A 22,054-nucleotide genomic window follows, 5' to 3' on the forward strand; every position below is an offset into this window, starting at 1 on the left:
GGTTATTTCCCTAGAATTTCTTCGACGGACTTACCACGCTTGGCAGCGACCATTTCTGGGGATTTCATATCTTCCAGAGCTGAAATAGTTGCACGAACCACGTTGATCGGGTTAGTGGAACCATAGGCTTTGGCCAATACGTTATGAACCCCTGCAACTTCCAGAACGGCGCGCATTGCACCACCGGCGATGATACCGGTACCTTCGGAAGCTGGTTGCATGAATACGCGAGAACCCGTATGAGCACCTTTAACAGGGTGCTGCAGAGTGCCGCCATCCAGAGCAACGTTAATCATAGCGCGACGGGCTTTTTCCATCGCTTTTTGGATCGCTGCTGGAACTTCGCGTGCTTTGCCGTAGCCAAAACCAACGCGACCGTTACCATCACCAACTACTGTCAGTGCGGTAAAGCTGAAAATACGGCCACCTTTTACGGTTTTAGATACGCGGTTTACCGCGATCAGCTTTTCCTGCAGTTCGCCAGCTTGTTTTTCGATGTGTGACATCTTACACCTCTACCTTAGAACTGAAGGCCAGCTTCACGGGCAGCATCTGCCAGTGCCTGGACTCGACCATGATATTGGAAACCGGAACGGTCAAAGGATACTTTAGTAATCCCTTTTTCCAATGCGCGCTCAGCAATAGATTTGCCTACAGCTGCTGCGGCATCTTTGTTGCCGGAGTACTTCAATTGCTCATTGATAGCTTTTTCTAAAGTAGAAGCTGCTACCAAAATTTCAGAACCGTTTGGTGCAATAACCTGCGCGTAAATATGGCGTGGGGTACGATGTACCACCAGGCGAGTCGCACCCAGTTCTTTGAGCTTGCGGCGTGCGCGGGTCGCACGACGGATACGAGCTGCTTTCTTATCCATAGTGTTACCTTACTTCTTCTTAGCCTCTTTGGTACGCACGACTTCGTCGGCGTAACGGACACCCTTGCCTTTATAAGGCTCAGGACGACGGTAGGCACGCAAATCTGCCGCAACCTGACCAATCACCTGCTTATCTGCGCCTTTCAGCACGATTTCAGTTTGGGTCGGGCACTCTGCAGTGATGCCAGCCGGCAATTCATGGTCAACTGGATGAGAGAAGCCTAAGGCCAAATTCACCACATTGCCTTTAACTGCGGCACGGTAACCTACGCCTACCAGTTGAAGCTTTTTAGTGAAGCCGTCGGTAACACCAATAACCATTGAGTTCAGCAGTGCACGAGTGGTACCCGCTTGGGCCCAACCGTCTACAGCGCCTTCGCGTGGAGCGAAAGTCAGTGTATTTTCTTCTTGCTTAACAACAACGGAGCTATGGATGGTACGAGTCAGCTCGCCGTTTTTACCCTTTATCGAAATAACCTGACCGTTGAGTTTTACCTCTACGCCGGCAGGAATGACGACGGGTGCTTTTGCAACACGAGACATTCTTTCCTCCCGAATTAAGCTACGTAGCAGATAATCTCGCCACCAAGACCAGCCTGGCGAGCTGCACGATCGGTCATAACACCTTTAGAGGTAGAAATAACAGCGATACCCAAACCGGCCATAACTTTTGGCAGCTCATCTTTTTTCTTATAGATGCGCAGACCTGGACGGCTGATACGTTGAATGCTTTCTACCACTGCCTTGCCCTGGAAGTACTTAAGTACTAAGACCAGTTCAGGCTTGGTGTCGCCTTCGATTTTAAAATCTTCAATAAAACCTTCTTCTTTCAGAACCTTGGCAATTGCCAGTTTCAGTTTGGAAGAAGGCATGGTGACCGCTACTTTGTTCGCGGCTTGACCGTTACGGATACGGGTCAGCATATCCGCGATCGGATCTTGCATGCTCATCTGTATTTACTCCCGTGATTCAATTGGTGAAATTACCAGCTAGCCTTTTTAAGGCCCGGGATTTCACCGCGCATTGCGGTTTCACGGACTTTAATACGGCTCAACCCGAACTTCCGCAGGAAACCATGCGGACGACCAGTTTGGTTGCAGCGGTTACGCTGACGGGACGGGCTGGAATCACGCGGCAGAGACTGCAGCTTCAGAACAGCATCCCAACGTTCTTCATCGGATGAGTTCACACCAGAGATAATAGCTTTTAATTCCTCGCGTTTAGCGCGGTATTTGTTAGCTAGTTTCACGCGAACAACTTCGCGTGCTTTCATTGATTGCTTAGCCATCAGTAACCCTACCTTACTTGCGGAATGGGAAGTTAAAAGCAGCCAACAATGCACGGCCTTCATCATCGGATTTCGCAGTAGTGGTAATGGTAATATCCAAACCACGCACGCGATCGACTTTATCGTAGTCGACTTCCGGGAAGATGATCTGCTCGCGCACGCCCATGCTGTAGTTACCACGGCCATCGAATGACTTAGCGGACAAGCCACGGAAGTCACGGATACGTGGAACAGCAATGGAGATCAGTCGCTCTAAGAATTCCCACATGCGTTCGCCACGCAGGGTTACTTTACAGCCGATCGGATAGCCCTGACGGATTTTGAAGCCTGCAACAGATTTGCGGGCTTTGGTGATCAACGGTTTTTGACCGGAGATTGCTGTCAAGTCAGCTGCTGCGTTATCCAGCAGTTTCTTGTCAGCGATCGCTTCACCAACACCCATGTTCAGGGTGATCTTCTCGACCCGAGGGACTTGCATGACAGAGTTGTAGCCAAACTGAGACATCAGTTGTTTGACCACCTCGTCTTTGTAGTAATCATGCAGTTTCGCCATCGTATTACTCCAAATTACTTGATAGTTTCGCTATTAGACTTGAAGAAGCGTACTTTTTTGCCGTCTTCGAATCTAAAGCCTACACGGTCAGCCTTACCGGTTGTCGCGTTGAACAGCGCAATGTTAGAAACCTGAATAGCAGCTTCTTTTTCAACAATGCCGCCTGGTTGGTTCAGGGCCGGAACCGGCTTCTGATGTTTTTTAACCAGGTTGATACCTTCAACAATGACCTTACCAGCAGACAGGACATTCTTTACTTTACCGCGCTTACCTTTGTCTTTCCCGGTTAGCACGATAACTTCGTCATCACGACGGATTTTCGCTGCCATGGTTCGCTCCTTAGAGTACTTCTGGTGCCAGAGAGATAATTTTCATGAACTTCTCATTACGCAGTTCACGAGTTACCGGCCCAAAAATACGCGTGCCGATTGGCTGCTCGCTGTTATTATTTAAAATAACGCAAGAATTGCCATCGAAGCGAATGACAGAACCGTCCGGGCGACGTACACCCTTCTTGGTGCGCACCACTACCGCCTTCAGCACATCGCCTTTCTTCACCTTGCCACGAGGAATTGCTTCCTTAATGGTGATCTTGATGATGTCGCCGATGCCTGCGTAGCGACGGTGCGAGCCACCTAGAACCTTGATACACATTACGCGACGTGCACCGGAGTTGTCGGCCACGTTCAGCATAGTCTGTTCTTGGATCATGTTAGTGCTCCGCTAATGTCAACTACTACTTTAGGACCCAGAATAGGTCGTTTAAAAGCCCCACTAATGAGGGCGCGGCATTATAACACCGGTTCCAAATTATGGGTAGAAAAAATAAACGGCTCACTTTCTGAGCCGTTTATTCTATGCGAGTTGGCTACTCTATTACAGAATCGCTTTCTCTACAACGCGAACAAGGGTCCAAGACTTAGTCTTTGACAATGGACGGCATTCGCGGATTTCTACCACGTCACCGATTCCACATTCATTGTTCTCGTCATGTACATGCAATTTCGTCGTACGACGGATGAATTTCCCATAAATAGGGTGTTTCACCACACGTTCGATAGCAACAACCATGGATTTCTCCATTTTGTCACTAACTACGCGACCTTGCAGAGTACGAGTTTGGTCAGTCATTACGCACCCGCCTTTTCAGTCAGTAAAGTCTTAACACGTGCGATATTACGACGCACTTGTTTCGACAGGTGAGTTTGTTGCAGCTGGCCACTAGCCGCCTGCATGCGCAAATTAAATTGCTCACGCAGCAGGTTGAGCAGCTCAGTGTTCAGCTCTTCAACGCTTTTTTCACGCAGCTCTTGTGCTTTCATTACATCACCGTCTTAGTTACAAAGGTGGTTCCGACAGGCAGTTTTGCTGCCGCGAGCTTGAATGCTTCGCGAGCAGTTTCTTCCGGCACACCAGCCATTTCAAACAACATTTTTCCTGGCTGGATCAGGGCAACCCAATACTCTACGTTACCCTTACCTTTACCCATACGCACTTCGAGCGGCTTCTCAGTGATCGGTTTGTCCGGGAATACACGGATCCAGACCTTACCTTGACGCTTAATTGCACGTGTCATCGCACGACGGGCTGCTTCGATTTGACGAGCCGTCAGGCGGCAACGGCCACAAGCTTTCAGGCCGAACTCACCGAAGCTAACATCCGTACCCTGCGCCAGGCCACGGTTACGGCCTTTGTGCATCTTACGGAATTTTGTACGCTTTGGTTGTAACATCAGCGATTCTCCTTACTTGCGGCCTTTACGCTGCTGCTTTTTAGGTTGAGCAGCCGGTTCCGGTTGTTCAACAGCAGCCATACCACCCAAGATCTCACCTTTGAAGATCCATACCTTAACGCCGATTACACCATAAGTGGTGTGCGCTTCAGATGTGTTGTAATCGATATCCGCACGCAGAGTATGCAACGGAACACGACCTTCACGGTACCATTCGGTACGCGCGATTTCAGCACCGCCAAGGCGGCCGCTTACTTCAACTTTGATACCTTTAGCGCCAAGACGCATTGCGTTCTGTACAGCACGCTTCATAGCACGACGGAACATAACGCGACGTTCCAGCTGTGAAGTGATGCTGTCAGCAACCAATTTTGCGTCCAGTTCCGGTTTACGGACTTCGGCGATGTTAATCTGCGCAGGAACGCCAGCGATATCCGCTACGACCTTACGCAGTTTTTCGACATCTTCACCTTTCTTGCCGATAACGATGCCAGGGCGAGCAGTGTGAATAGTCACACGGATACTCTTCGCTGGACGTTCGATAACGATGCGAGAAACGGAAGCTTTCACCAGTTCCTTAGTCAGGAATTGGCGAACTTTAAAGTCGCTGTCCAGGTTGTCAGCGAATTCTTTGGTATTCGCATACCAAGTAGAGTTCCAAGGTTTGACAATACCCAGGCGAATACCGTTAGGATGTACTTTCTGACCCATTGCTAGTCTCCAGAGTCTCAGCGATCGGACACAACCACAGTAATGTGGCTGGTGCGCTTCAGGATGCGATCTGCACGACCTTTTGCACGAGGCATAATGCGCTTCATGCTTGGGCCTTCGTCTACGAAGATCTTCGTGACTTTCAGATCATCGATGTCAGCGCCATCGTTGTGTTCTGCGTTAGCAATGGCAGACTCCAGTACCTTCTTAACCAAACCAGCAGCTTTCTTGTTGGTATAGGCCAGAGTTTCCAGAGCTTGCGACACTTTCTTACCGCGAATCAGGTCCGCTACCAAGCGAACCTTCTGAGCAGAAGAACGAGCGTGGCGATGTTTAGCGATAGTTTCCATCTCTTCCTCCTACCTTAGCGCTTTTTAGCCTTTTTATCGGCCGCATGGCCGCGATAAGTACGGGTCGGCGCGAATTCACCCAATTTGTGACCGACCATTTCATCGGAAACAAAGACAGGAACGTGCTGACGACCATTATGGACAGCGATGGTCAAACCGATCATATTTGGAAAGACCGTTGAACGACGGGACCAAGTCCGAATAGGCTTCTTGTCTCCGCTTTCCACCGCTTTCTCTACCTTCTTCAGCAAGTGCAGGTCAATGAAGGGACCTTTCTTGAGAGAACGTGGCATGGCTTATCCTCTAATTATTTTTTACTACGGCGACGTACGATGAACTTATCAGTACGCTTGTTGCTACGGGTCTTCTTACCTTTGGTTTGAACGCCCCACGGGGTTACCGGGTGCTTACCAAAGTTACGACCTTCACCACCACCGTGTGGGTGATCTACCGGGTTCATCGCAGTACCGCGAACGGTAGGGCGAATACCACGCCAACGACTTGCACCTGCTTTACCCAGCACACGCAGCATGTGTTCAGCGTTACCGACTTCACCTAAGGTGGCGCGGCAATCAGCTTGAACCTTGCGCATTTCGCCGGAGCGCAGACGCAGAGTAACGTAGGAACCGTCACGAGCAACGATCTGAACGTATGCACCAGCAGAACGAGCCATCTGGCCGCCTTTACCTGGTTTCATCTCTACGTTATGAACCGTTGAACCAACTGGGATGTTGCGCATAGGCAGGGTGTTACCTGTCTTGATTGCAGCATCAACGCCAGATTGGATCTGGTCACCAGCTTTCAGGCCTTTTGGCGCCAGGATGTAACGGCGTTCGCCGTCTTTGTACAGAACCAGCGCGATGTTCGCGGAACGGTTCGGATCGTATTCCAGACGCTCAACCACTGCAGGGATACCATCTTTGTTGCGTTTGAAGTCAACCAGACGATAATGCTGCTTGTGGCCACCACCGATATGACGGGTGGTGATACGGCCATTGTTGTTACGACCACCGCTTTTGCTTAATTTCTCAAGCAGCGGGGCATAAGGTTTACCCTTGTGCAGCTCAGGGTTAACCACTTTAACAACGTGGCGACGACCCGGAGATGTAGGTTTACATTTAACAATTGCCATTGTTTACTCCTCCGACTTACTCTGCGCCGCCGATGAAGTCCAGATTCTGGCCTTCTTTCAGGGTGACGTAAGCTTTTTTCCAGTCGCTACGACGACCAACACGCTGACCGTGACGCTTACTCTTGCCTTTAACCAGCAAGGTGTTAACGTCTTCAACTTCGACTTCAAACAGTTTCTGCACTGCAGCTTTAATTTCTGCTTTGGTCGCGTCGATGGCAACTTTGAGAACGATGGTGTTACTTTTTTCCATCGCAGCGGACGCTTTTTCAGATACATGCGGCGCGCGCAGTACTTTCAGCAGACGTTCTTCACGAATCATGCCAGCATCTCCTCAACTTGCTTCACAGCATCAGCAGTCATAACCACTTTGTCGAAGGCGATCAGGCTAACTGGATCGATACCTGCTACATCGCGAACATCAACCTTGTACAGGTTGCGAGCTGCCAAGAACAAGTTCTCGTCAACTTCACCAGTTACGATCAGCACATCTTCCAGAGCCATATCTTTCAGTTTCTGTGCCAGCAGCTTAGTTTTAGGCGCTTCTACAGAGAACTTCTCGACAATGATCAGACGATCTTGACGTACCAATTCGGACAGGATGCTTTTCAGCGCGCCGCGGTACATCTTTTTGTTTACTTTCTGACTGTGGTCCTGAGGCTTCGCAGCAAAGGTCACACCACCTGAACGCCAGATCGGGCTCTTTACAGAACCTGCGCGTGCACGGCCGGTACCTTTCTGGCGCCACGGTTTTTTACCGGAACCAGTCACTTCAGCGCGGGTCTTCTGAGCGCGAGTACCTTGACGGGCACCTGCTGCATAAGCAACAACAACCTGATGTACCAGCGCTTCGTTGAAATCACGACCGAAGGTAGTTTCGGAAACAGTCAGCGCGCCTTGCGCGTCTTTCAATACTAATTCCATTGCTATCCCCTTACGCCTTCACAGCTGGTTTAACGATCAGGTTGCCACCGGTTGCGCCCGGTACAGCACCCTTAACCAGCAGCAGGTTGCGCTCAGCGTCAACACGTACTACGTCCAGGCTTTGAACGGTTACACGCTCGTCACCCAGGTGGCCAGCCATTTTCTTGCCTTTGAACACTTTGCCCGGAGTCTGGTTCTGACCGATAGAACCCGGAACGCGGTGAGACAAGGAGTTACCATGGGTAGCATCTTGGGTACGGAAGTTCCAGCGCTTAACAGTACCGGCAAAACCTTTACCTTTAGATGTACCTGTAACATCGACTTTCTTAACGTCTGCGAAAATTTCAACGCTAATTTCTTGACCAGCAGTGAATTCTTGACCTTCTGCAAGGCGGAATTCCCACAGGCCACGGCCAGCTTCTACGCCAGCTTTAGCGAAGTGACCCGCTTCCGGTTTGGTAACGCGGTTAGCTTTTTTAGCACCGGTAGTTACTTGAACGGCACGGTAACCGTCGTTCTCAAGGTCTTTGACCTGAGTTACGCGGTTTGCTTCAATTTCGATAACGGTTACTGGGATTGAAACGCCATCTTCAGTGAAGATACGAGTCATGCCCACTTTTTTACCGACTAAACCAATCATTGTTTCAACCTCTCAATCGCTCAATGACCTGATTAACCCAGGCTGATCTGCACGTCTACACCGGCAGCCAGATCCAGACGCATCAGAGCATCAACGGTTTTCTCGGTTGGCTCAACGATGTCAACCAGACGCTTGTGAGTGCGGATTTCGTACTGATCGCGCGCATCTTTATTGACGTGCGGAGAAACCAGAACGGTAAAGCGCTCTTTGCGGGTCGGCAGCGGGATCGGACCGGTGACCTGCGCACCAGTGCGCTTGGCAGTCTCGACGATTTCCGCAGTTGATTGATCGATCAAACGATGATCAAACGCTTTCAGGCGGATACGGATTCTTTGGTTCTGCATGAGACCAGAGCTCCAATTATTTATAAACATAAATGATTACTACTCAGACCCATTTCGATTGATGGGAGAGTGTAATCGTTCAACATATAACCCCCAAATCGGGAGTATTGTTCGGAAGTATCATTTAGCTACTCCCGACAGATCAAATTCAATCTGACCAACCAAGATTAGGTAGGCACGCGCATTATACGTAAATTCGGGCAGTAAGCAAGTCACTGTTGAAAATCTATGCGAGAACTTACGTATTTAGCCATTCATCTCAAGTTTTAGTGAATTTACTTATTATCACACTACGTTACTATAGGTGAGTAACAAATATTGACCAATACAGGGAGAGGGAGAGTTGGTCATCCATATATTCGCAAAAGGGACTATGCCATGGCTCATAATTGCCGGAGTATTCTACTACTTGTTATCGTATGTTTCATGACTCAAGCAATAGCGAGTACGCGCTCGATTTTTCCCCTGCAGGCCTACAACCAAAGCCCTACCTATTGGTTTCCACCCAACGCCCCCGATTATACTAAACCCTTAGTTTCCGCCAAACTTCAGCAGCAAGCTCATCAAAACCTACTCAAACACTATTTCGGCGGCAGCCCTACCTCTTCTTCGCCTTGGGATGAGCACTATGTTCAGCAAAAGCTATCGGATAAAGGAACGGATAGTATCGCTTCTTCTATAAAGAAAGTATTAGAGCGCTTTGACAATGTAGATGCCAAGGGAGATAGCATTAATTACGGCAGTAATTATCGTCCCTATACACAAACATGGATTGATAGCATTCGTACCAATGTGCCGCTAACTCAGTTCAAGAAGCTACATTTTCACGCTGCACAGAGAGGAATAACCGTAAGTCAAACGATGGTTAGAGTGCTCCCTACCAATGATCCTAGCTTTTATAGCGATGCTATCGCGGGTGAAGGTTACCCTTTCGATAACCTGCAAGAATCGCGGCTACACATTGGAACGCCCATTTATGTCATTGGGCATAGTGCCGATACTCTGTGGAGTTTCATTATGAGCCCAGACTTACAGGGATGGGTGCTGTCTAATTCTATTGCCTATGCCGATGAGGCTTTTATCCAACTATGGCGAAGTGCGGCAAAAAAAAAGATGGCGGTAATAACCGACTTCAACGTAGCGTTGACTGAGCCACATCAATCTCGTATTTATGCCAGTGATGACATGGGGAGCATTCTCCCACAGCTTGACGCCCAACACCTGATGATTCCGGTGGTTAACAATCGGCAACAAGCTGTTATACATATCGCCAGAGTAGCGCCCGACAAAATAAGTACCCTACCGCTCACTGCAAGCCGTAAGAATTTTGCGTTACTGATTCAGCGTTCACTAGGTCGCCCTTACGGATGGGGAGGCTTGTACGGCTACAACGATTGTTCGAGCGAATTAAAAAATCTGATGACCGCATTCGGGTTTTGGCTCCCCACTCACTCTTCAAAACAAATCACTCAGGGAAAAACCGTTGATTTAAGCCAATATCCGCCAAACGAGCGCCTAGACTTTCTGGCTAAGCATGGTCGGCCTTTTATGACCCTCATTCATATTCGGGGACATATTATGCTGTACGTAGGAAACACTGATGAAGAACGGCCGATGACCTTTCAAAACATATGGGGCTTAGGGCCGAAAGATCGTAGCAGGAGATCTATTATTGGGCAGGCAGTTCTGTTCCCTCTATTGCTTTCTTATCCAGAAGATCGCTCTCTGGCATCTTTGGCGGCAGGCCCTATATTTCAGATCAGTTATCTCGACCAGCCTAGCTATATCGATAAATCTTAGTGCACAGTGTATATAGTGCTGGTAAGTAAGTACTGCGCCACCCTCAATTGAATAGACAAAAAGTGAGCACCGTTGAGATACTCACTTTTTTGTTATCCCAGCATTGTGGCACAACAGCTTAGTTAATCTTCCCTAGCTGCGCCTGAGAGTAGTTCTGTATACCTAAACGTTCTATCAGGCTCAGTTCAGTTTCCAGCCAATCAATATGTTCTTCTTCATCGGTCAGAATTTCTTTAAGCAGATCGCGAGTAACATAATCATGTATCGAATCAGCATAAGCGATGCCTTCACGTAAATCTTTGGCGCCGCTTAATTCCAGAGCCAGATCCGACCTGAGCATCTCCTCGACGTCTTCGCCAATATTGATTTTGCCTAAATCCTGTAGATTAGGAATACCCTCGAGAAACAGAATCCGCTCAATGTAACGATCTGCATGTTTCATTTCATCGATGGATTCGTGGTATTCCTTATCATTCAGACGGATAAGTCCCCAGTTTTTAAACATTCGCGCATGCAGGAAGTATTGATTGATAGCAACCAGCTCGTTTCCGAGTAGTTTATTGAGATGAGAAATTATTTTTTTATCGCCTTTCATAGATAAGCCCTCCGCTTCCAGTACTAAAAGTGTAGTACCAGATGGCAAAGAGTGGGGAATCTTATCCCACCTATGTTTTAAGCAACGTCATTCATTTCTGGAATATTCGCACACTCCTCGATCAAAATTTCTCTCGCCTGCCGGATACATTTTCCGCAATCAGTTCCGATTGGAACCAGTTGGCGTAGTTGCTTCAAAGTATGGGGATGATGCTGGCGAACAGCATTGCGGATGACTTTATCAGACACTCCATTACACAAACATACGTACATATAAGGCTCACTTCTTAACCAATGCCGTAAGTGTAAATGGGAATGCTTTTTATTTCAATTAAGATTATTTTCTTTTGATATAAAAAAGGGCGCCGGAGCGCCCTTTTAACTTAATCAGTAAAGAAATTAAGAGATTACTTTAGCAACAACACCAGCGCCTACAGTACGGCCGCCTTCACGGATTGCGAAACGCAGACCGTCATCCATCGCGATTGGGTGGATCAAGGTAACTTTCATGTTGATGTTGTCACCTGGCATTACCATCTCAACGCCTTCTGGCAGTTCGATAGTACCGGTCACGTCAGTTGTACGGAAGTAGAACTGTGGACGGTAGCCTTTGAAGAACGGAGTATGACGGCCGCCTTCGTCTTTGCTCAGAATATAAACTTCTGAATCAAAGGTAGTGTGTGGTTTGATAGAACCTGGTTTAGCCAGAACCTGACCACGTTCGATATCTTCACGCTTAATACCACGCAGCAGAACACCAACGTTCTCACCAGCACGGCCTTCGTCCAGCAATTTGCGGAACATTTCAACGCCAGTACAAGTAGATTTAACAGTATCTTTGATACCAACGATCTCTACTTCTTCACCAACTTTAACGATACCGCGCTCTACACGACCAGTTACAACAGTACCACGGCCGGAGATGGAGAATACGTCTTCGATAGGCAGCAGGAACGGCTTGTCGATAGCACGTTCTGGTTCTGGGATGTAAGAATCCAGGAAGCCAGCCAGTTCGATGATTTTAGCTTCCCACTCAGGAGCGCCTTCCAGTGCTTTCAGCGCTGAACCGCGAACTACTGGGATATCGTCGCCTGGGAAATCGTAAGTAGACAGAAGTTCACGAACTTCCATTTCTACCAGTTCCAGCAGCTCTTCGTCGTCAACCATGTCGCATTTGTTCATGAATACGATCATGTAAGGAACGCCAACCTGGCGACCCAACAGGATGTGCTCACGAGTCTGTGGCATAGGGCCATCAGTTGCAGCAACAACCAGGATAGCGCCATCCATCTGCGCAGCACCGGTGATCATGTTTTTAACGTAGTCGGCGTGACCTGGGCAGTCAACGTGCGCGTAGTGGCGAGTCGGGGTGTCATATTCAACGTGAGAAGTGTTGATGGTGATACCACGAGCTTTTTCTTCTGGCGCGTTATCGATCTGATCGAATGCACGAGCGTTACCGCCGTAGGTTTTAGCCAATACGGAAGTGATTGCAGCAGTCAGGGTAGTTTTACCATGGTCAACGTGGCCGATAGTACCGACGTTTACATGGGGTTTGGTACGTTCAAATTTTTCTTTAGACACGACTATATTCCTTACTCTTGTGCTCTCCCACTTATGAGAGAGCACTGGATCATTGTTTTAAACCCGAAAGCTTATTTGCCACGGGCTTCGATAACGGCTTTAGCGACGTTGCTAGGTGCTTCAGCATACTCCAGGAATTCCATGGAGTAAGAAGCACGGCCCTGAGTCTGAGAACGCAGGTCAGTAGCATAACCGAACATTTCAGACAACGGAACCTTGACGCGAACGGTTTTACCGGTAGCAGTATCTTCCATACCTTCGATGATACCGCGACGACGGTTAAGGTCGCCCATTACGTCACCCATGTAATCTTCTGGGGTTTCGACTTCAACCTTCATGATTGGCTCAAGCAGAACTGGTTTAGCTCGTTTGAAACCTTCTTTAAAGGCGATAGAACCGGCTAATTTAAACGCCAATTCTGAGGAGTCAACGTCATGGTAAGAACCGTAATGCAGACGAATCTTAACGTCAACAACCGGATAACCTGCCAATGGACCAGCTTTCAGCTGTTCCTGGATACCTTTATCAACGGCTGGGATGAACTCTTTAGGAATAGAACCACCAACGATTTCGTTGACGAATTCATAACCTACGCCACCCGGTGGCAGCGGAGACATGTCGATAACAACATGACCGTACTGACCACGACCGCCTGATTGTTTAGCGTGCTTACCTTCCACGTCCTTAACAGTGTCGCGGATGGTTTCACGGTAAGCAACCTGAGGTTTACCGACGTTTGCTTCCACGTTAAATTCGCGGCGCATACGGTCAACCAGGATATCCAAGTGCAGCTCACCCATACCAGCGATGATAGTCTGACCAGATTCTTCGTCAGTCCAAACGCGGAATGATGGATCTTCTTTTGCCAAGCGACCCAGAGCCATACCCATTTTTTCCTGGTCGGCTTTGGTTTTTGGTTCAACAGCAACAGAGATTACTGGCTCTGGGAACTCCATACGTTCCAAGATGATAGGATTAGCTGGGTCACACAGGGTGTCACCAGTAGTCACATCTTTCAGACCGATCGCTGCTGCGATGTCGCCTGCGCGAACTTCTTTGATCTCTTCACGTTTGTTGGCGTGCATCTGTACGATACGACCCAGACGCTCACGCTGTGAACGCACTGAGTTCAACACGGTGTCGCCGGAGTTTACAACGCCAGAGTACACGCGGAAGAAGGTCAAGTTACCAACAAACGGGTCGGTAGCAATTTTGAACGCCAGTGCAGAGAATGGCTCGTTGTCAGATGAATGACGAACAGCCGGGGTATCTTTACCATCGTCCAGAATACCGTTGATAGCTTCAACGTCAGTTGGAGCCGGCAGGTATTCGATAACCGCATCCAGCATCGCCTGTACGCCTTTGTTTTTAAACGCAGAACCACAGGTTACCAGAATAATTTCGTTGTTCAGAACGCGTTGACGCAGAGCTTTCTTGACTTCAGCCTCGGTCAGCTCTTCGCCGCCCAAGTATTTGTCCATCAGCTCATCTGAAGCTTCAGCTGCAGATTCAACCAGGTTCTGGTGCCATTCTTTAGCCAGCTCAACCATGTCAGCAGGGATATCTTCGTATTCGAAGGTAACGCCCTGATCTGCATCGTTCCAGTTGATGGCTTTCATTTTCACCAGATCGATAACGCCGGTGAATTTCTCTTCTGCGCCGATTGCCAGTTGCAATGGAACTGGATTCGCGCCCAGACGAGATTTGATCTGACCAACAACTTTCAGGAAGTTAGCACCCATACGGTCCATTTTGTTAACGAACGCGATGCGTGGAACTTTATATTTGTTAGCCTGACGCCATACGGTTTCAGACTGCGGCTGAACACCACCAACAGCACAGTAAACCATTACAGCACCATCAAGAACACGCATGGAACGTTCTACTTCGATGGTGAAGTCAACGTGTCCTGGGGTGTCAATGATGTTGACGCGGTGTGGCTCAAACTGCTTAGCCATACCAGACCAGAAGGCCGTGGTTGCAGCAGAAGTGATGGTAATACCACGTTCCTGCTCCTGTTCCATCCAGTCCATGGTGGCTGCGCCGTCATGAACTTCACCGATTTTATGATTTACGCCGGTGTAGAACAGAATACGTTCGGTAGTGGTGGTTTTACCGGCGTCGATGTGAGCACTGATACCGATATTACGATAGCGCTCAATGGGTGTTGTACGAGCCATTTGATTCCTCTATTCCTAGGGCGTTCAAGTTCAGTTAACCCATGCGGGTTGGCTAATTGAAGCGCCCGCATGGTTAGCATTACTACTGCGTGGTAATTACCAGCGGTAGTGGGCGAACGCCTTGTTGGCTTCTGCCATGCGGTGAACGTCTTCACGTTTCTTAACAGCAGAACCTTTGTTCTCTGCTGCGTCAGACAGTTCATTCGCCAAGCGCAGAGCCATGGATTTATCACCGCGTTTACGAGCAGCATCAACGATCCAACGCATTGCCAGGGCATTACGACGAACCGGACGAACTTCTACTGGTACCTGGTAGGTTGAACCACCAACGCGGCGAGACTTAACTTCTACAGTCGGGCGCACGTTATCAAGAGCAGTTTCAAACGCTTCCAGGTAGTCTTTACCAGAACGCTGAGCCAGGGTTTCCAGCGCGGTATAGACGATTGCTTCTGCAGTAGATTTTTTACCATCTACCATCAGGATGTTTACAAATTTGGCCAGTAACTCAGATCCGAACTTAGGATCTGGCAAGATTTTACGTTGACCAATAACACGACGACGTGGCATGGAAATACTCCGTTGTTAATTCAGGGTTGTCCAAAACTCTAAGAGTTTATTTTGACATTAAAGTGAAAATGTTTGGCCTTACTTAACGGAGAACCATTAAGCCTTTGGCTTCTTCACGCCGTACTTAGAACGAGCTTGCTTACGGTCTTTAACACCTGAGCAGTCAAGCGCGCCGCGAACGGTGTGGTAACGCACACCTGGCAAGTCTTTAACACGACCGCCACGGATCAGGATCACGGAGTGTTCCTGAAGGTTATGACCTTCACCGCCGATGTAGGAGGTGACTTCAAAACCGTTAGTCAAACGCACACGGCAAACTTTACGCAGTGCGGAGTTTGGTTTTTTCGGGGTGGTGGTATATACGCGGGTACATACACCACGTTTCTGCGGGCAGGCTTCCAGTGCAGGAACGTTGCTCTTAGCAACCTTCATGCTACGTGGCTTGCGAACCAGCTGGTTAATCGTTGCCATTATTAAAAAAGCTCCTGGGTTTTTGCTTCGTAAACACGTGATAAATCCCCCTCGTATGCACTAAGGGCAGAGTACGAGGACGCAGAATTTTATGGCTGACTACCTAAGGTGTCAAGAAATATACAGCATTAGTCGTATTACCATGCCAAGTGTTGACGATGTTTAGTGGTTAAATCGACGAAGTGAGTATAGCCGATCGCTAGTATTTTGTCTGAATTTTGACCAACCAAACCACGCGCAGCCAGATCATTTTCCAGAACATAGAGAGAAGCTAAGTTATTTAACAATATGTTAAGAACATCGGCGTCTTTTAACGTCGCTAGCACTCCATCCTGCAAAAACAGAATGGCATCTTCGTCGGTGGTCAGTCTCAGCAGCGCGGATAAATCGCATTGAAAAGGTGAACGGCTGAAGGTATACAACATATTTAGTATCCTGATACGGTCAAAATGTCAGCACAACGTCGTAAGCGGCTAACTGTTGGCGTAACTTTTCAGGCGCTAACACTTCAACATCCAACACCCAATCTTTGGCCTGAGCCAGACCGCGTTGCCGTAATGCCTCTGCGCACATATAACACTTTTCTACGTCATAAAGTGGTAAGACACCGAAAGTGGCAATATAGTTTCTGGCCAGAATTTTTTCCGGCTGTTGTTGCGGAAGTAACTGGAATACGCCATCCGAGACAAAAAACACGCCGATATCTTCGCTGAGAGCCGAAGCCGCCAATAGCGCGTCTAGTCCTTCCCGGCCACTCGCGTTTCCGTGTGGGCCTTGAGTGAAAACAAAAGCGATAGATTTCATGCCCATCTCTAAAATTGCGCGATCAAAATTGAACAACGCGGTCACAGGTCAGCGCCGCTTCGGCCAGCGAACCCAATCCGCTCAGAGTAAAACCGGGCTGTAGATTGGCGGCGGCCAGATCAAGCTGCTCCGCCTCATGCCGATCGCAGATTCCTCGCCGCAACGCCGCGGCCACACACACATTGAGCTCAATCCCATTCTGCTGCGCCAGTTGTTGCCACGCGCGAACCAGATCAAACTCATCGCTGGCAGGCGAAGTCAGTTGATTGGCGTTCAGCACCCCTTCCCGATAGAAAAAAATGCTGACCAATTGATGGCCCGCCGCCAGCAACGCCTGAGCAAACTGATAAGCACTGCTGGCCTGCTGAGTACCATAGGCAGGGCCGGTAACCAATAGGCAGTAACGCAGCATTAGCGCTCGTGCCCGATAAGATCGCCGCTTTTGAACTGGCGAATATACAGATAAACCGTATGCTTCGAGATATTCAACCGCTCCGCCACTTGGTTAATGGCATCTTTAATATCAAAAATACCCTTCTCATAAAGATTGAGCACCACCTGGCGATTTTTCGCATTGTTAGACACATTGCGATCCGCATTCACCTCTTCAATGGTGAATTCCAGCGTTTGCGCCACCAGATCATCCACCGATGACGCAAAGTTGACGGAAGAAGGAACTTCCTGCGTTTCCGGTGGCATAAATGTCTGAATAATTTGTGAGAAAGGCACATCCAGATTCATGTTGATACACAGCAAGCCAATCACTCGCTGAACGCGATTACGAATAGCAATAGTGACGGATTTCATCAATACGCCGCTTTTTGCGCGAGTGAAATAGGCGCGAGAGACGCTACTGTCCGCACCGGCCATATCGTGCAGCATACGCAGCGCCAGATCGGTTATCGGCGAACCAATCTGACGGCCAGTATGTTCACCGTTGGCAATTCTGACGGCTGAACACTTAAGATCTTCCAGCGAATGCAGAACAATTTCACAATGTCCGCCAATCAACATGGCCAAGCCATCAACGACGGCCTCGTATGATTTCAGTATTTCATAATCTGTTTGACTGAACGGACGTTCATCCAGTAAATCCAGTTCACTGGTTTCGCCAGTTAAAAGCGAATTAGACATCGAAGACACCACCCTCTAGGTAGAGCCTGTCTCAATAGCAACGGGCAGACTCATAACTCAATATCTTGGAATATAAGCTTAGCAAATATGCCAAAGCTAAATCCTTGCGTTTGTGCGTGGTATTGACGTTAAGCCCACAACCCATAAGCGTCAAGTTATCCAAGAGCAGAAGCGCAAAATGAATCAGCAGAATACAAAAAAAAACCGCCGCGAAAGCAATTCGCAACGGTCTGTGCTGTTCGCCAAAGCGATACTAAGCTATTTCCGAATTATTTTTGGGCTTTTGCTTCAGCTTCTGCGGCGGTTTTTTCAGCAGCGACGTCGGCTTTAGGAGCAGCTTTCACATCCAGCAATTCCACGTCGAATACCAGAGTGGAGTTAGCGGGGATCCCCGGAACGCCGGTTTTACCGTAAGCCAGTTCTGGTGGGATGACCAGAGTGATTTTGCCGCCTTTCTTGATTTGTTTCAGACCTTCAGTCCAGCCTGGAATAACGCCGTCCAGACGGAAAGACAGTGGCTCGCCGCGTTTGTATGAATCATCAAAGACGGTGCCGTCAGTCAAAGTACCTTTATAGTTAACTACTACGGTATCACTGTCTTTCAGCGCGTCACCAGCACCTGGTTTTTCAACTTTATACAGCAGGCCGCTCGCGGTTTTCTTCACGCCTTTTTCTTTAGCAAAAGTATCGCGGTACTTGGTGCCTTTATCTGAATTTTCTTTCGCATCTTGCGCCATCTTGGCCTGAGCCGAGGATTTCACACGAGCTTCAAAACCTTGCAGAGTTTTTTCAATTTCTTCGTCAGTCAGCTTAGATTTATTGGCAAAAGCGTCCTGAACACCGGCGATCAACTGGTCTTTATCCAGTTTGATTCCCAGTTTTTCTTGTTCTTTCAGCGAGTTGTCCATATAACGACCTAAGGATGCACCCAGTGCATATGCAGATTGCTGGTCGTCATTTTTGAACTTGCTGTTAGTCGTTGCTGCCGCGTCAGGAGTTTTTACCGCGTCAGCAGCCATAGCCTGAGTTGCATTCAGGGTCAATGCCATGGTTGTAGCCAGCAAGGTTACTTTAAACAATGATTTCATCCATTTCTCCAATGGCTCAGGGCTTCTTACCCCAAGCAACGATTGTGTATGTTTCAGTACTATAACTGCCGGAGCGAAGACAAAACAATCTCCGAATCTACAGTATGCAGTGATATTTCGACTTTTTTTATCACAAGAAGTTTCCTTTTTATTGTTCTCACTCTCTGCGCAAGGCATTCCGCGGCGTTTACAGGTAGAATCTCTGACATCGCTGTCGCTCCGGCATGCGGCCATCGCGGCAGGAATCGATGACAGAATCGTCGTTAGCAGTTATGAGAGGAAATACTATGGAAGCGTCTTTGTTCGAACAACGGCTTGAAATGCTGGAAAGTCGTCTGGCGTTTCAGGAAGTGACAATTGAAGAATTGAATTTGATTGTGACTGAACACCAGATGGAAATGACCAAACTGCGGGAACACCTGCGTTTGCTGACGGATAAATTACGGGCCTCCCAGCCTTCAATGTTGGCATCACAGGCAGACGAAACGCCCCCACCTCACTATTGAGGTTTATTTGCGGCACAAAAAAGCCAGCCTTGCGGCTGGCTTTTTCATTGACGATCGTGATGCCTTAGTGGCAACCACAGCCGCCTTTACCGCAACCGCCGCCCTGTTGAGCGTGGTCATGGCCGTGGTCATGGTCGTGATCGTGGTCGTGACCGCCGCAGCAGCCGCCGCCGTGTTCATGGTGATGATCGTGCTCACCGTGTACGTGGCCGTGTTGCAGTTCTTCTGCAGTCGCTTCGCGAATGGCAACAACTTCAACGTTGAAGTTCAGATCCTGACCAGCCAGCATATGGTTACCATCAACCACAACGTGCTCGTCTTCCACTGCGGTAATTTCTACCGGTACTGGACCCTGATCGGTGTCAGCCAGGAAGCGCATACCGACTTCCAACTCGTCAACACCCATAAATACGTCTTTCGGTACGCGCTGAACCAGATTTTCATCATAGTTGCCGTAACCGTCATCAGCACTTACACGCACATCAAAACGGTCGCCCGCCTCGTGGCCTTCCAACGCTTTTTCCAAACCGGAAATCAGGGAGCCGTGTCCGTGCAGGTAGTCCAACGGCGCACTCACCGGAGACTCATCAACTAACACACCGTCTTCTGTACGTACCTGGTAAGCCAGGCTGACCACTAGGTCTTTTGCTACTTTCATGACATCTCCTACCCTTGGAACAAAAATTGGCACAGATTGTAGCGGAAATCTGAACCCCTGTACCCTTCAGCATAAAAAATCGCTGAGGATAACGCTACTTTGGATCAAAAATACCGATAACTTGCTCTTTCGGGCGGACATGCTGATTGACCTGCTCGTCAGTTTGACGCTGATGATGGCCACACTTCACACACTCCACGACTTCCACCTGATCTTCACGCCATAAAGCGAGAGTATCCATAGCCTTACACTGCGGGCAGGTAGCGCCGGCAATAAAACGTTTACGGGTTACAGACATGCTGATTTCTCCGGTTTACTCGTGTTCATCCCAGCCATCAAGCTGCCTGCTTTCATGCAGCATTTCTCGTTGGAAAATATCTTCCAGCTCGCGACGGGCCTCTTTGACTCTGGAAATCTGCGCCACATCGCCATGGTGCGGCGGCATCAGCTCACGCAGCATACGCATATCCAAACGACGGAAATGCTGCTGCGCCCGATAAGCCTGATGCGGATGCATACCCAGTTGTCGTAATGTTTTACGCCCCAGTTCCAGCGCACTGGAGAAAGTTTCGCGGGTAAAATCCTTCACGCCGCTTTGCAATAATTCATGTGCTTCCACGCGGCCTCTGGCGCGGGCCAGAATATGTAAATTGGGGAAGTGTTGCTGACATAAATGCACCAATGTCATGGTGTCTTCCGGCTCATTACAGGTAATCACTATGGCTTTGGCTTTCTCCGCGCCGGCGGCACGCAGCAGTTCTAGTTCGGTTGCATCGCCATAATAAACCTTATAACCATATTTGCGCATCACGCCTACGGCGCTAACGTCCCGTTCCAATACGGTAATACGCATTTTGTTTGCCATCAGCAGACGGCCAATAACCTGCCCGAAGCGCCCAAAACCTACAACGATAACCTGCGGATCGTTGTCTTCCACGAAAGGTTTTTCGTCGCTTTCTTCCGGAGCGTTATAACGGCGAGACAGAATACGATCGATACCTTGCATCAATAACGGTGTAGTCATCATTGATAAAGTCACGACCACCAGCAGCAGCGCGAGTTGATCGACACTTAATACATGCTGACTAAAAGCCGCAGAGAATAGTACGAAGGCAAACTCACCGCCCTGACTCAGCACACCGGCAAACTGAAGCCGCACTGAACGCCTCAGGCCAAAGGCTCTGGCCAACCCATAAAGTACCGTGGCTTTGATGGAAACCAGCGCCAATACGCCAAGTAATACTTCCAGCAGATGGGTAAAGATAACGCCAATATTCAGCGCCATCCCCACTGAGATAAAGAACAGGCCGAGCAATAAGCCTTTAAAAGGCTCAATAGCGATTTCCAGTTCATGCTGAAATTCACTTTCCGCCAACAGGATTCCGGCGATAAATGTCCCTAACGCCATCGACAGGCCCAGCGCATCCATAAATATTGCCGAACCTAGCACGACCAGAAGCGCGGCGGCGGTAAACACCTCACGCACGCCGGAGGCAACAATATAACGAAATAACGGGCGTAGCAGGTATCGCCCTCCGATGAGCATGCCAGCAAAAGCGGCCACTTTCAGAGCGATTCTCGCCCAATCGTTAGCGCCCCCACCGCCGCCCGCCAAAATGGGAATCAGCGCCAATGCGGGAATAACAGCCATATCCTGAAATAACAATACGGAGAAACCAAGTTGGCCGCCTTCGTTACGGTTCATCCCTTTTTCACGCATAAGCTGAAGTGCCATTGCGGTTGAGGACATGGCTAAACCGATGCCACCAATGACCGCGGCCTGCCAGGCAAACTGAGTGAAATAGAGCAGCGCGCCCAAAACCGTCGCGGTGATGATCACCTGCCCCGCTCCGACGCCAAAAATAGAGCGCCTCAATTGCCAGAGTTTGGCTGGATTAAGTTCCAGACCAATGATGAACATCAGGAAAACAACGCCTAGCTCAGAAAAATGCAGAATCTCATCCACATCGCGAATAAAACCCAGCCCCCAAGGGCCAATGGCGATACCGGCAATCAGGTATCCCAATACCGCTCCAATACCCAATCGTTGTGCGATAGGTACCGCAACGACAGCTGCAAACAAAAACAGTAAAATTGCGGTTAATAGCGCCGAGCCTTCCATA

The 22,054-nt window shown here is 48.9% G+C and carries 35 protein-coding genes; 2 read left to right on the top strand and 33 right to left on the bottom strand.

Features of this window, described 5'->3' with window-relative positions; translation table 11 throughout:
- Window positions 1–2: 2 nt before the first annotated feature.
- The 19 genes from rpsE to rpsJ form a co-directional block, all read right to left on the bottom strand.
- On the bottom strand, window positions 3–506 hold the full coding sequence (gene rpsE / locus ACQ4OC_RS18065; protein ID WP_049597207.1) for a 30S ribosomal protein S5: 504 nt from the start codon (window positions 504–506) through the stop codon (window positions 3–5).
- Window positions 507–520: 14 nt separating this feature from the next.
- Window positions 521–874 (bottom strand): 50S ribosomal protein L18, encoded by a 354-nt coding sequence (gene rplR / locus ACQ4OC_RS18070; protein WP_049597208.1) that lies wholly within the window; start codon window positions 872–874, stop codon window positions 521–523.
- A gap of 9 nt (window positions 875–883) precedes the next feature.
- Window positions 884–1,417: a 50S ribosomal protein L6 gene (rplF, locus tag ACQ4OC_RS18075; protein WP_064515574.1), complete on the bottom strand. Its 534-nt coding sequence runs from the start codon at window positions 1,415–1,417 to the stop codon at window positions 884–886.
- 14 nt (window positions 1,418–1,431) lie between these two features.
- Window positions 1,432–1,824 (bottom strand): 30S ribosomal protein S8, encoded by a 393-nt coding sequence (gene rpsH, locus ACQ4OC_RS18080; protein WP_049597210.1) that lies wholly within the window; start codon window positions 1,822–1,824, stop codon window positions 1,432–1,434.
- 32 nt (window positions 1,825–1,856) lie between these two features.
- Entirely contained in the window at window positions 1,857–2,162 is a 306-nt protein-coding gene (rpsN, locus tag ACQ4OC_RS18085; protein ID WP_049597211.1) for a 30S ribosomal protein S14, read from the bottom strand.
- 13 nt (window positions 2,163–2,175) lie between these two features.
- Window positions 2,176–2,715, bottom strand: a complete 540-nt coding sequence (gene rplE, locus ACQ4OC_RS18090) for a 50S ribosomal protein L5 (protein WP_004718595.1) — start codon at window positions 2,713–2,715, stop codon at window positions 2,176–2,178.
- Between the two features lie 14 nt (window positions 2,716–2,729).
- A complete protein-coding gene (gene rplX, locus ACQ4OC_RS18095; protein ID WP_004709242.1) occupies window positions 2,730–3,044 on the bottom strand; it encodes a 50S ribosomal protein L24 in 315 nt (104 codons plus the stop codon).
- A gap of 10 nt (window positions 3,045–3,054) precedes the next feature.
- Complete coding sequence (gene rplN / locus ACQ4OC_RS18100) at window positions 3,055–3,426, bottom strand: 50S ribosomal protein L14 (RefSeq protein WP_049597212.1); 372 nt, start codon at window positions 3,424–3,426, stop codon at window positions 3,055–3,057.
- A 165-nt stretch (window positions 3,427–3,591) separates the two neighbouring features.
- Window positions 3,592–3,846, bottom strand: coding sequence for a 30S ribosomal protein S17 (gene rpsQ / locus ACQ4OC_RS18105; RefSeq protein WP_004718590.1), 255 nt, complete (start codon window positions 3,844–3,846; stop codon window positions 3,592–3,594).
- Complete coding sequence (rpmC, locus tag ACQ4OC_RS18110) at window positions 3,846–4,037, bottom strand: 50S ribosomal protein L29 (protein ID WP_005159843.1); 192 nt, start codon at window positions 4,035–4,037, stop codon at window positions 3,846–3,848. Before rpmC ends, rpsQ begins: the two co-directional genes overlap by 1 nt.
- A complete protein-coding gene (gene rplP, locus ACQ4OC_RS18115) occupies window positions 4,037–4,447 on the bottom strand; it encodes a 50S ribosomal protein L16 (RefSeq protein WP_038242806.1) in 411 nt (136 codons plus the stop codon). The genes rpmC and rplP overlap by 1 nt, the downstream gene beginning before the upstream one ends.
- A gap of 12 nt (window positions 4,448–4,459) precedes the next feature.
- Window positions 4,460–5,158 (bottom strand): 30S ribosomal protein S3, encoded by a 699-nt coding sequence (gene rpsC, locus ACQ4OC_RS18120; protein ID WP_004718588.1) that lies wholly within the window; start codon window positions 5,156–5,158, stop codon window positions 4,460–4,462.
- A 17-nt stretch (window positions 5,159–5,175) separates the two neighbouring features.
- Window positions 5,176–5,508 carry a 50S ribosomal protein L22 gene (rplV, locus tag ACQ4OC_RS18125; protein WP_004391423.1) on the bottom strand — a complete coding sequence of 111 codons (333 nt, stop codon included), beginning with the start codon at window positions 5,506–5,508 and terminating at the stop codon, window positions 5,176–5,178.
- A 14-nt stretch (window positions 5,509–5,522) separates the two neighbouring features.
- Window positions 5,523–5,801, bottom strand: coding sequence for a 30S ribosomal protein S19 (gene rpsS, locus ACQ4OC_RS18130; protein WP_002213430.1), 279 nt, complete (start codon window positions 5,799–5,801; stop codon window positions 5,523–5,525).
- A 14-nt stretch (window positions 5,802–5,815) separates the two neighbouring features.
- Window positions 5,816–6,640: a 50S ribosomal protein L2 gene (gene rplB / locus ACQ4OC_RS18135; protein ID WP_025376653.1), complete on the bottom strand. Its 825-nt coding sequence runs from the start codon at window positions 6,638–6,640 to the stop codon at window positions 5,816–5,818.
- A gap of 16 nt (window positions 6,641–6,656) precedes the next feature.
- Window positions 6,657–6,959 carry a 50S ribosomal protein L23 gene (gene rplW / locus ACQ4OC_RS18140; protein WP_049597213.1) on the bottom strand — a complete coding sequence of 101 codons (303 nt, stop codon included), beginning with the start codon at window positions 6,957–6,959 and terminating at the stop codon, window positions 6,657–6,659.
- Window positions 6,956–7,561 carry a 50S ribosomal protein L4 gene (rplD, locus tag ACQ4OC_RS18145; protein WP_064515576.1) on the bottom strand — a complete coding sequence of 202 codons (606 nt, stop codon included), beginning with the start codon at window positions 7,559–7,561 and terminating at the stop codon, window positions 6,956–6,958. The genes rplW and rplD overlap by 4 nt, the downstream gene beginning before the upstream one ends.
- A gap of 10 nt (window positions 7,562–7,571) precedes the next feature.
- Window positions 7,572–8,201 carry a 50S ribosomal protein L3 gene (gene rplC / locus ACQ4OC_RS18150; RefSeq protein WP_049597215.1) on the bottom strand — a complete coding sequence of 210 codons (630 nt, stop codon included), beginning with the start codon at window positions 8,199–8,201 and terminating at the stop codon, window positions 7,572–7,574.
- 32 nt (window positions 8,202–8,233) lie between these two features.
- Window positions 8,234–8,545, bottom strand: a complete 312-nt coding sequence (gene rpsJ, locus ACQ4OC_RS18155) for a 30S ribosomal protein S10 (RefSeq protein WP_004718576.1) — start codon at window positions 8,543–8,545, stop codon at window positions 8,234–8,236.
- Window positions 8,546–8,971: 426 nt separating this feature from the next.
- Between rpsJ and ACQ4OC_RS18160 the strand changes: the two genes are divergently transcribed.
- Window positions 8,972–10,345: an SH3 domain-containing protein gene (locus ACQ4OC_RS18160; RefSeq protein WP_430971477.1), complete on the top strand. Its 1,374-nt coding sequence runs from the start codon at window positions 8,972–8,974 to the stop codon at window positions 10,343–10,345.
- Between the two features lie 118 nt (window positions 10,346–10,463).
- On the opposite strand, the gene bfr is transcribed toward ACQ4OC_RS18160, so the two are convergent.
- The 11 genes from bfr to fkpA all read right to left on the bottom strand — a co-directional run bounded on the left by bfr (window position 10,464) and on the right by fkpA (window position 18,767).
- Window positions 10,464–10,940, bottom strand: a complete 477-nt coding sequence (gene bfr, locus ACQ4OC_RS18165; protein ID WP_120805380.1) for a bacterioferritin — start codon at window positions 10,938–10,940, stop codon at window positions 10,464–10,466.
- Window positions 10,941–11,017: 77 nt separating this feature from the next.
- Window positions 11,018–11,212: a bacterioferritin-associated ferredoxin gene (gene bfd / locus ACQ4OC_RS18170; protein ID WP_071665759.1), complete on the bottom strand. Its 195-nt coding sequence runs from the start codon at window positions 11,210–11,212 to the stop codon at window positions 11,018–11,020.
- A gap of 126 nt (window positions 11,213–11,338) precedes the next feature.
- A complete protein-coding gene (tuf, locus tag ACQ4OC_RS18175; RefSeq protein ID WP_064515581.1) occupies window positions 11,339–12,523 on the bottom strand; it encodes an elongation factor Tu in 1,185 nt (394 codons plus the stop codon).
- A gap of 71 nt (window positions 12,524–12,594) precedes the next feature.
- Window positions 12,595–14,703: an elongation factor G gene (fusA, locus tag ACQ4OC_RS18180; RefSeq protein ID WP_064515583.1), complete on the bottom strand. Its 2,109-nt coding sequence runs from the start codon at window positions 14,701–14,703 to the stop codon at window positions 12,595–12,597.
- A 96-nt stretch (window positions 14,704–14,799) separates the two neighbouring features.
- Window positions 14,800–15,270: a 30S ribosomal protein S7 gene (gene rpsG / locus ACQ4OC_RS18185; protein WP_004702306.1), complete on the bottom strand. Its 471-nt coding sequence runs from the start codon at window positions 15,268–15,270 to the stop codon at window positions 14,800–14,802.
- Window positions 15,271–15,366: 96 nt separating this feature from the next.
- Window positions 15,367–15,741 (bottom strand): 30S ribosomal protein S12, encoded by a 375-nt coding sequence (gene rpsL, locus ACQ4OC_RS18190; protein ID WP_004718567.1) that lies wholly within the window; start codon window positions 15,739–15,741, stop codon window positions 15,367–15,369.
- 137 nt (window positions 15,742–15,878) lie between these two features.
- Window positions 15,879–16,166, bottom strand: a complete 288-nt coding sequence (gene tusB / locus ACQ4OC_RS18195) for a sulfurtransferase complex subunit TusB (protein WP_064515585.1) — start codon at window positions 16,164–16,166, stop codon at window positions 15,879–15,881.
- Window positions 16,167–16,185: 19 nt separating this feature from the next.
- Complete coding sequence (tusC, locus tag ACQ4OC_RS18200) at window positions 16,186–16,551, bottom strand: sulfurtransferase complex subunit TusC (protein WP_120805418.1); 366 nt, start codon at window positions 16,549–16,551, stop codon at window positions 16,186–16,188.
- A gap of 16 nt (window positions 16,552–16,567) precedes the next feature.
- The gene (gene tusD, locus ACQ4OC_RS18205; protein WP_064515587.1) at window positions 16,568–16,957 is read right to left on the bottom strand and encodes a sulfurtransferase complex subunit TusD; all 390 of its coding nucleotides are present in this window, start codon (window positions 16,955–16,957) and stop codon (window positions 16,568–16,570) included.
- Window positions 16,957–17,679: a helix-turn-helix transcriptional regulator gene (locus ACQ4OC_RS18210; protein WP_064515590.1), complete on the bottom strand. Its 723-nt coding sequence runs from the start codon at window positions 17,677–17,679 to the stop codon at window positions 16,957–16,959. Before ACQ4OC_RS18210 ends, tusD begins: the two co-directional genes overlap by 1 nt.
- 269 nt (window positions 17,680–17,948) lie before the next feature.
- Entirely contained in the window at window positions 17,949–18,767 is an 819-nt protein-coding gene (fkpA, locus tag ACQ4OC_RS18215; RefSeq protein ID WP_064515591.1) for an FKBP-type peptidyl-prolyl cis-trans isomerase, read from the bottom strand.
- Between the two features lie 287 nt (window positions 18,768–19,054).
- Between fkpA and ACQ4OC_RS18220 the strand changes: the two genes are divergently transcribed.
- Window positions 19,055–19,273, top strand: coding sequence for a protein SlyX (locus ACQ4OC_RS18220; protein WP_049597224.1), 219 nt, complete (start codon window positions 19,055–19,057; stop codon window positions 19,271–19,273).
- Window positions 19,274–19,337: 64 nt separating this feature from the next.
- Here the strand turns inward: ACQ4OC_RS18220 and slyD are convergent, their stop codons facing one another.
- From slyD to kefB, 3 genes are all read right to left on the bottom strand, one after another.
- Window positions 19,338–19,931: a peptidylprolyl isomerase gene (gene slyD, locus ACQ4OC_RS18225; protein WP_064515592.1), complete on the bottom strand. Its 594-nt coding sequence runs from the start codon at window positions 19,929–19,931 to the stop codon at window positions 19,338–19,340.
- Window positions 19,932–20,025: 94 nt separating this feature from the next.
- Window positions 20,026–20,229, bottom strand: coding sequence for a YheV family putative zinc ribbon protein (locus ACQ4OC_RS18230; RefSeq protein WP_049597226.1), 204 nt, complete (start codon window positions 20,227–20,229; stop codon window positions 20,026–20,028).
- A 15-nt stretch (window positions 20,230–20,244) separates the two neighbouring features.
- The gene (gene kefB / locus ACQ4OC_RS18235) at window positions 20,245–22,053 is read right to left on the bottom strand and encodes a glutathione-regulated potassium-efflux system protein KefB (protein ID WP_064515593.1); all 1,809 of its coding nucleotides are present in this window, start codon (window positions 22,051–22,053) and stop codon (window positions 20,245–20,247) included.
- Window position 22,054: the final 1 nt, after the last annotated feature.

This window comes from Yersinia sp. J1 (assembly GCF_050586585.1).
Classification (GTDB): domain Bacteria; phylum Pseudomonadota; class Gammaproteobacteria; order Enterobacterales; family Enterobacteriaceae; genus Yersinia; species Yersinia entomophaga.

Excerpts from the sequence above, each read along its gene's own strand:
- ACQ4OC_RS18160 (WP_430971477.1), top strand. The coding sequence starts at position 8,972 with ATGACTCAAGCAATAGCGAGTACGCGCTCGATTTTTCCCCTGCAGGCC.
- rplV (WP_004391423.1), bottom strand. The coding sequence starts at position 5,508 with ATGGAAACTATCGCTAAACATCGCCACGCTCGTTCTTCTGCTCAGAAG.
- ACQ4OC_RS18210 (WP_064515590.1), bottom strand. The coding sequence starts at position 17,679 with ATGTCTAATTCGCTTTTAACTGGCGAAACCAGTGAACTGGATTTACTG.
- rpsH (WP_049597210.1), bottom strand. The coding sequence starts at position 1,824 with ATGAGCATGCAAGATCCGATCGCGGATATGCTGACCCGTATCCGTAAC.
- tusC (WP_120805418.1), bottom strand. The coding sequence starts at position 16,551 with ATGGGCATGAAATCTATCGCTTTTGTTTTCACTCAAGGCCCACACGGA.
- rpsN (WP_049597211.1), bottom strand. The coding sequence starts at position 2,162 with ATGGCTAAGCAATCAATGAAAGCACGCGAAGTTGTTCGCGTGAAACTA.
- bfd (WP_071665759.1), bottom strand. The coding sequence starts at position 11,212 with ATGTACGTATGTTTGTGTAATGGAGTGTCTGATAAAGTCATCCGCAAT.
- kefB (WP_064515593.1), bottom strand. The coding sequence starts at position 22,053 with ATGGAAGGCTCGGCGCTATTAACCGCAATTTTACTGTTTTTGTTTGCA.
- fkpA (WP_064515591.1), bottom strand. The coding sequence starts at position 18,767 with ATGAAATCATTGTTTAAAGTAACCTTGCTGGCTACAACCATGGCATTG.
- slyD (WP_064515592.1), bottom strand. The coding sequence starts at position 19,931 with ATGAAAGTAGCAAAAGACCTAGTGGTCAGCCTGGCTTACCAGGTACGT.
- rplF (WP_064515574.1), bottom strand. The coding sequence starts at position 1,417 with ATGTCTCGTGTTGCAAAAGCACCCGTCGTCATTCCTGCCGGCGTAGAG.
- rplX (WP_004709242.1), bottom strand. The coding sequence starts at position 3,044 with ATGGCAGCGAAAATCCGTCGTGATGACGAAGTTATCGTGCTAACCGGG.
- rpsC (WP_004718588.1), bottom strand. The coding sequence starts at position 5,158 with ATGGGTCAGAAAGTACATCCTAACGGTATTCGCCTGGGTATTGTCAAA.
- rplW (WP_049597213.1), bottom strand. The coding sequence starts at position 6,959 with ATGATTCGTGAAGAACGTCTGCTGAAAGTACTGCGCGCGCCGCATGTA.
- rpsL (WP_004718567.1), bottom strand. The coding sequence starts at position 15,741 with ATGGCAACGATTAACCAGCTGGTTCGCAAGCCACGTAGCATGAAGGTT.
- rplB (WP_025376653.1), bottom strand. The coding sequence starts at position 6,640 with ATGGCAATTGTTAAATGTAAACCTACATCTCCGGGTCGTCGCCACGTT.
- ACQ4OC_RS18230 (WP_049597226.1), bottom strand. The coding sequence starts at position 20,229 with ATGTCTGTAACCCGTAAACGTTTTATTGCCGGCGCTACCTGCCCGCAG.
- rplD (WP_064515576.1), bottom strand. The coding sequence starts at position 7,561 with ATGGAATTAGTATTGAAAGACGCGCAAGGCGCGCTGACTGTTTCCGAA.
- rplC (WP_049597215.1), bottom strand. The coding sequence starts at position 8,201 with ATGATTGGTTTAGTCGGTAAAAAAGTGGGCATGACTCGTATCTTCACT.
- tusB (WP_064515585.1), bottom strand. The coding sequence starts at position 16,166 with ATGTTGTATACCTTCAGCCGTTCACCTTTTCAATGCGATTTATCCGCG.
- rpsJ (WP_004718576.1), bottom strand. The coding sequence starts at position 8,545 with ATGCAGAACCAAAGAATCCGTATCCGCCTGAAAGCGTTTGATCATCGT.
- rplP (WP_038242806.1), bottom strand. The coding sequence starts at position 4,447 with ATGTTACAACCAAAGCGTACAAAATTCCGTAAGATGCACAAAGGCCGT.
- rpsQ (WP_004718590.1), bottom strand. The coding sequence starts at position 3,846 with ATGACTGACCAAACTCGTACTCTGCAAGGTCGCGTAGTTAGTGACAAA.
- ACQ4OC_RS18220 (WP_049597224.1), top strand. The coding sequence starts at position 19,055 with ATGGAAGCGTCTTTGTTCGAACAACGGCTTGAAATGCTGGAAAGTCGT.
- tusD (WP_064515587.1), bottom strand. The coding sequence starts at position 16,957 with ATGCTGCGTTACTGCCTATTGGTTACCGGCCCTGCCTATGGTACTCAG.
- rplN (WP_049597212.1), bottom strand. The coding sequence starts at position 3,426 with ATGATCCAAGAACAGACTATGCTGAACGTGGCCGACAACTCCGGTGCA.
- rpsE (WP_049597207.1), bottom strand. The coding sequence starts at position 506 with ATGTCACACATCGAAAAACAAGCTGGCGAACTGCAGGAAAAGCTGATC.
- fusA (WP_064515583.1), bottom strand. The coding sequence starts at position 14,703 with ATGGCTCGTACAACACCCATTGAGCGCTATCGTAATATCGGTATCAGT.
- rpmC (WP_005159843.1), bottom strand. The coding sequence starts at position 4,037 with ATGAAAGCACAAGAGCTGCGTGAAAAAAGCGTTGAAGAGCTGAACACT.
- rpsS (WP_002213430.1), bottom strand. The coding sequence starts at position 5,801 with ATGCCACGTTCTCTCAAGAAAGGTCCCTTCATTGACCTGCACTTGCTG.
- rpsG (WP_004702306.1), bottom strand. The coding sequence starts at position 15,270 with ATGCCACGTCGTCGTGTTATTGGTCAACGTAAAATCTTGCCAGATCCT.
- rplR (WP_049597208.1), bottom strand. The coding sequence starts at position 874 with ATGGATAAGAAAGCAGCTCGTATCCGTCGTGCGACCCGCGCACGCCGC.
- bfr (WP_120805380.1), bottom strand. The coding sequence starts at position 10,940 with ATGAAAGGCGATAAAAAAATAATTTCTCATCTCAATAAACTACTCGGA.
- rplE (WP_004718595.1), bottom strand. The coding sequence starts at position 2,715 with ATGGCGAAACTGCATGATTACTACAAAGACGAGGTGGTCAAACAACTG.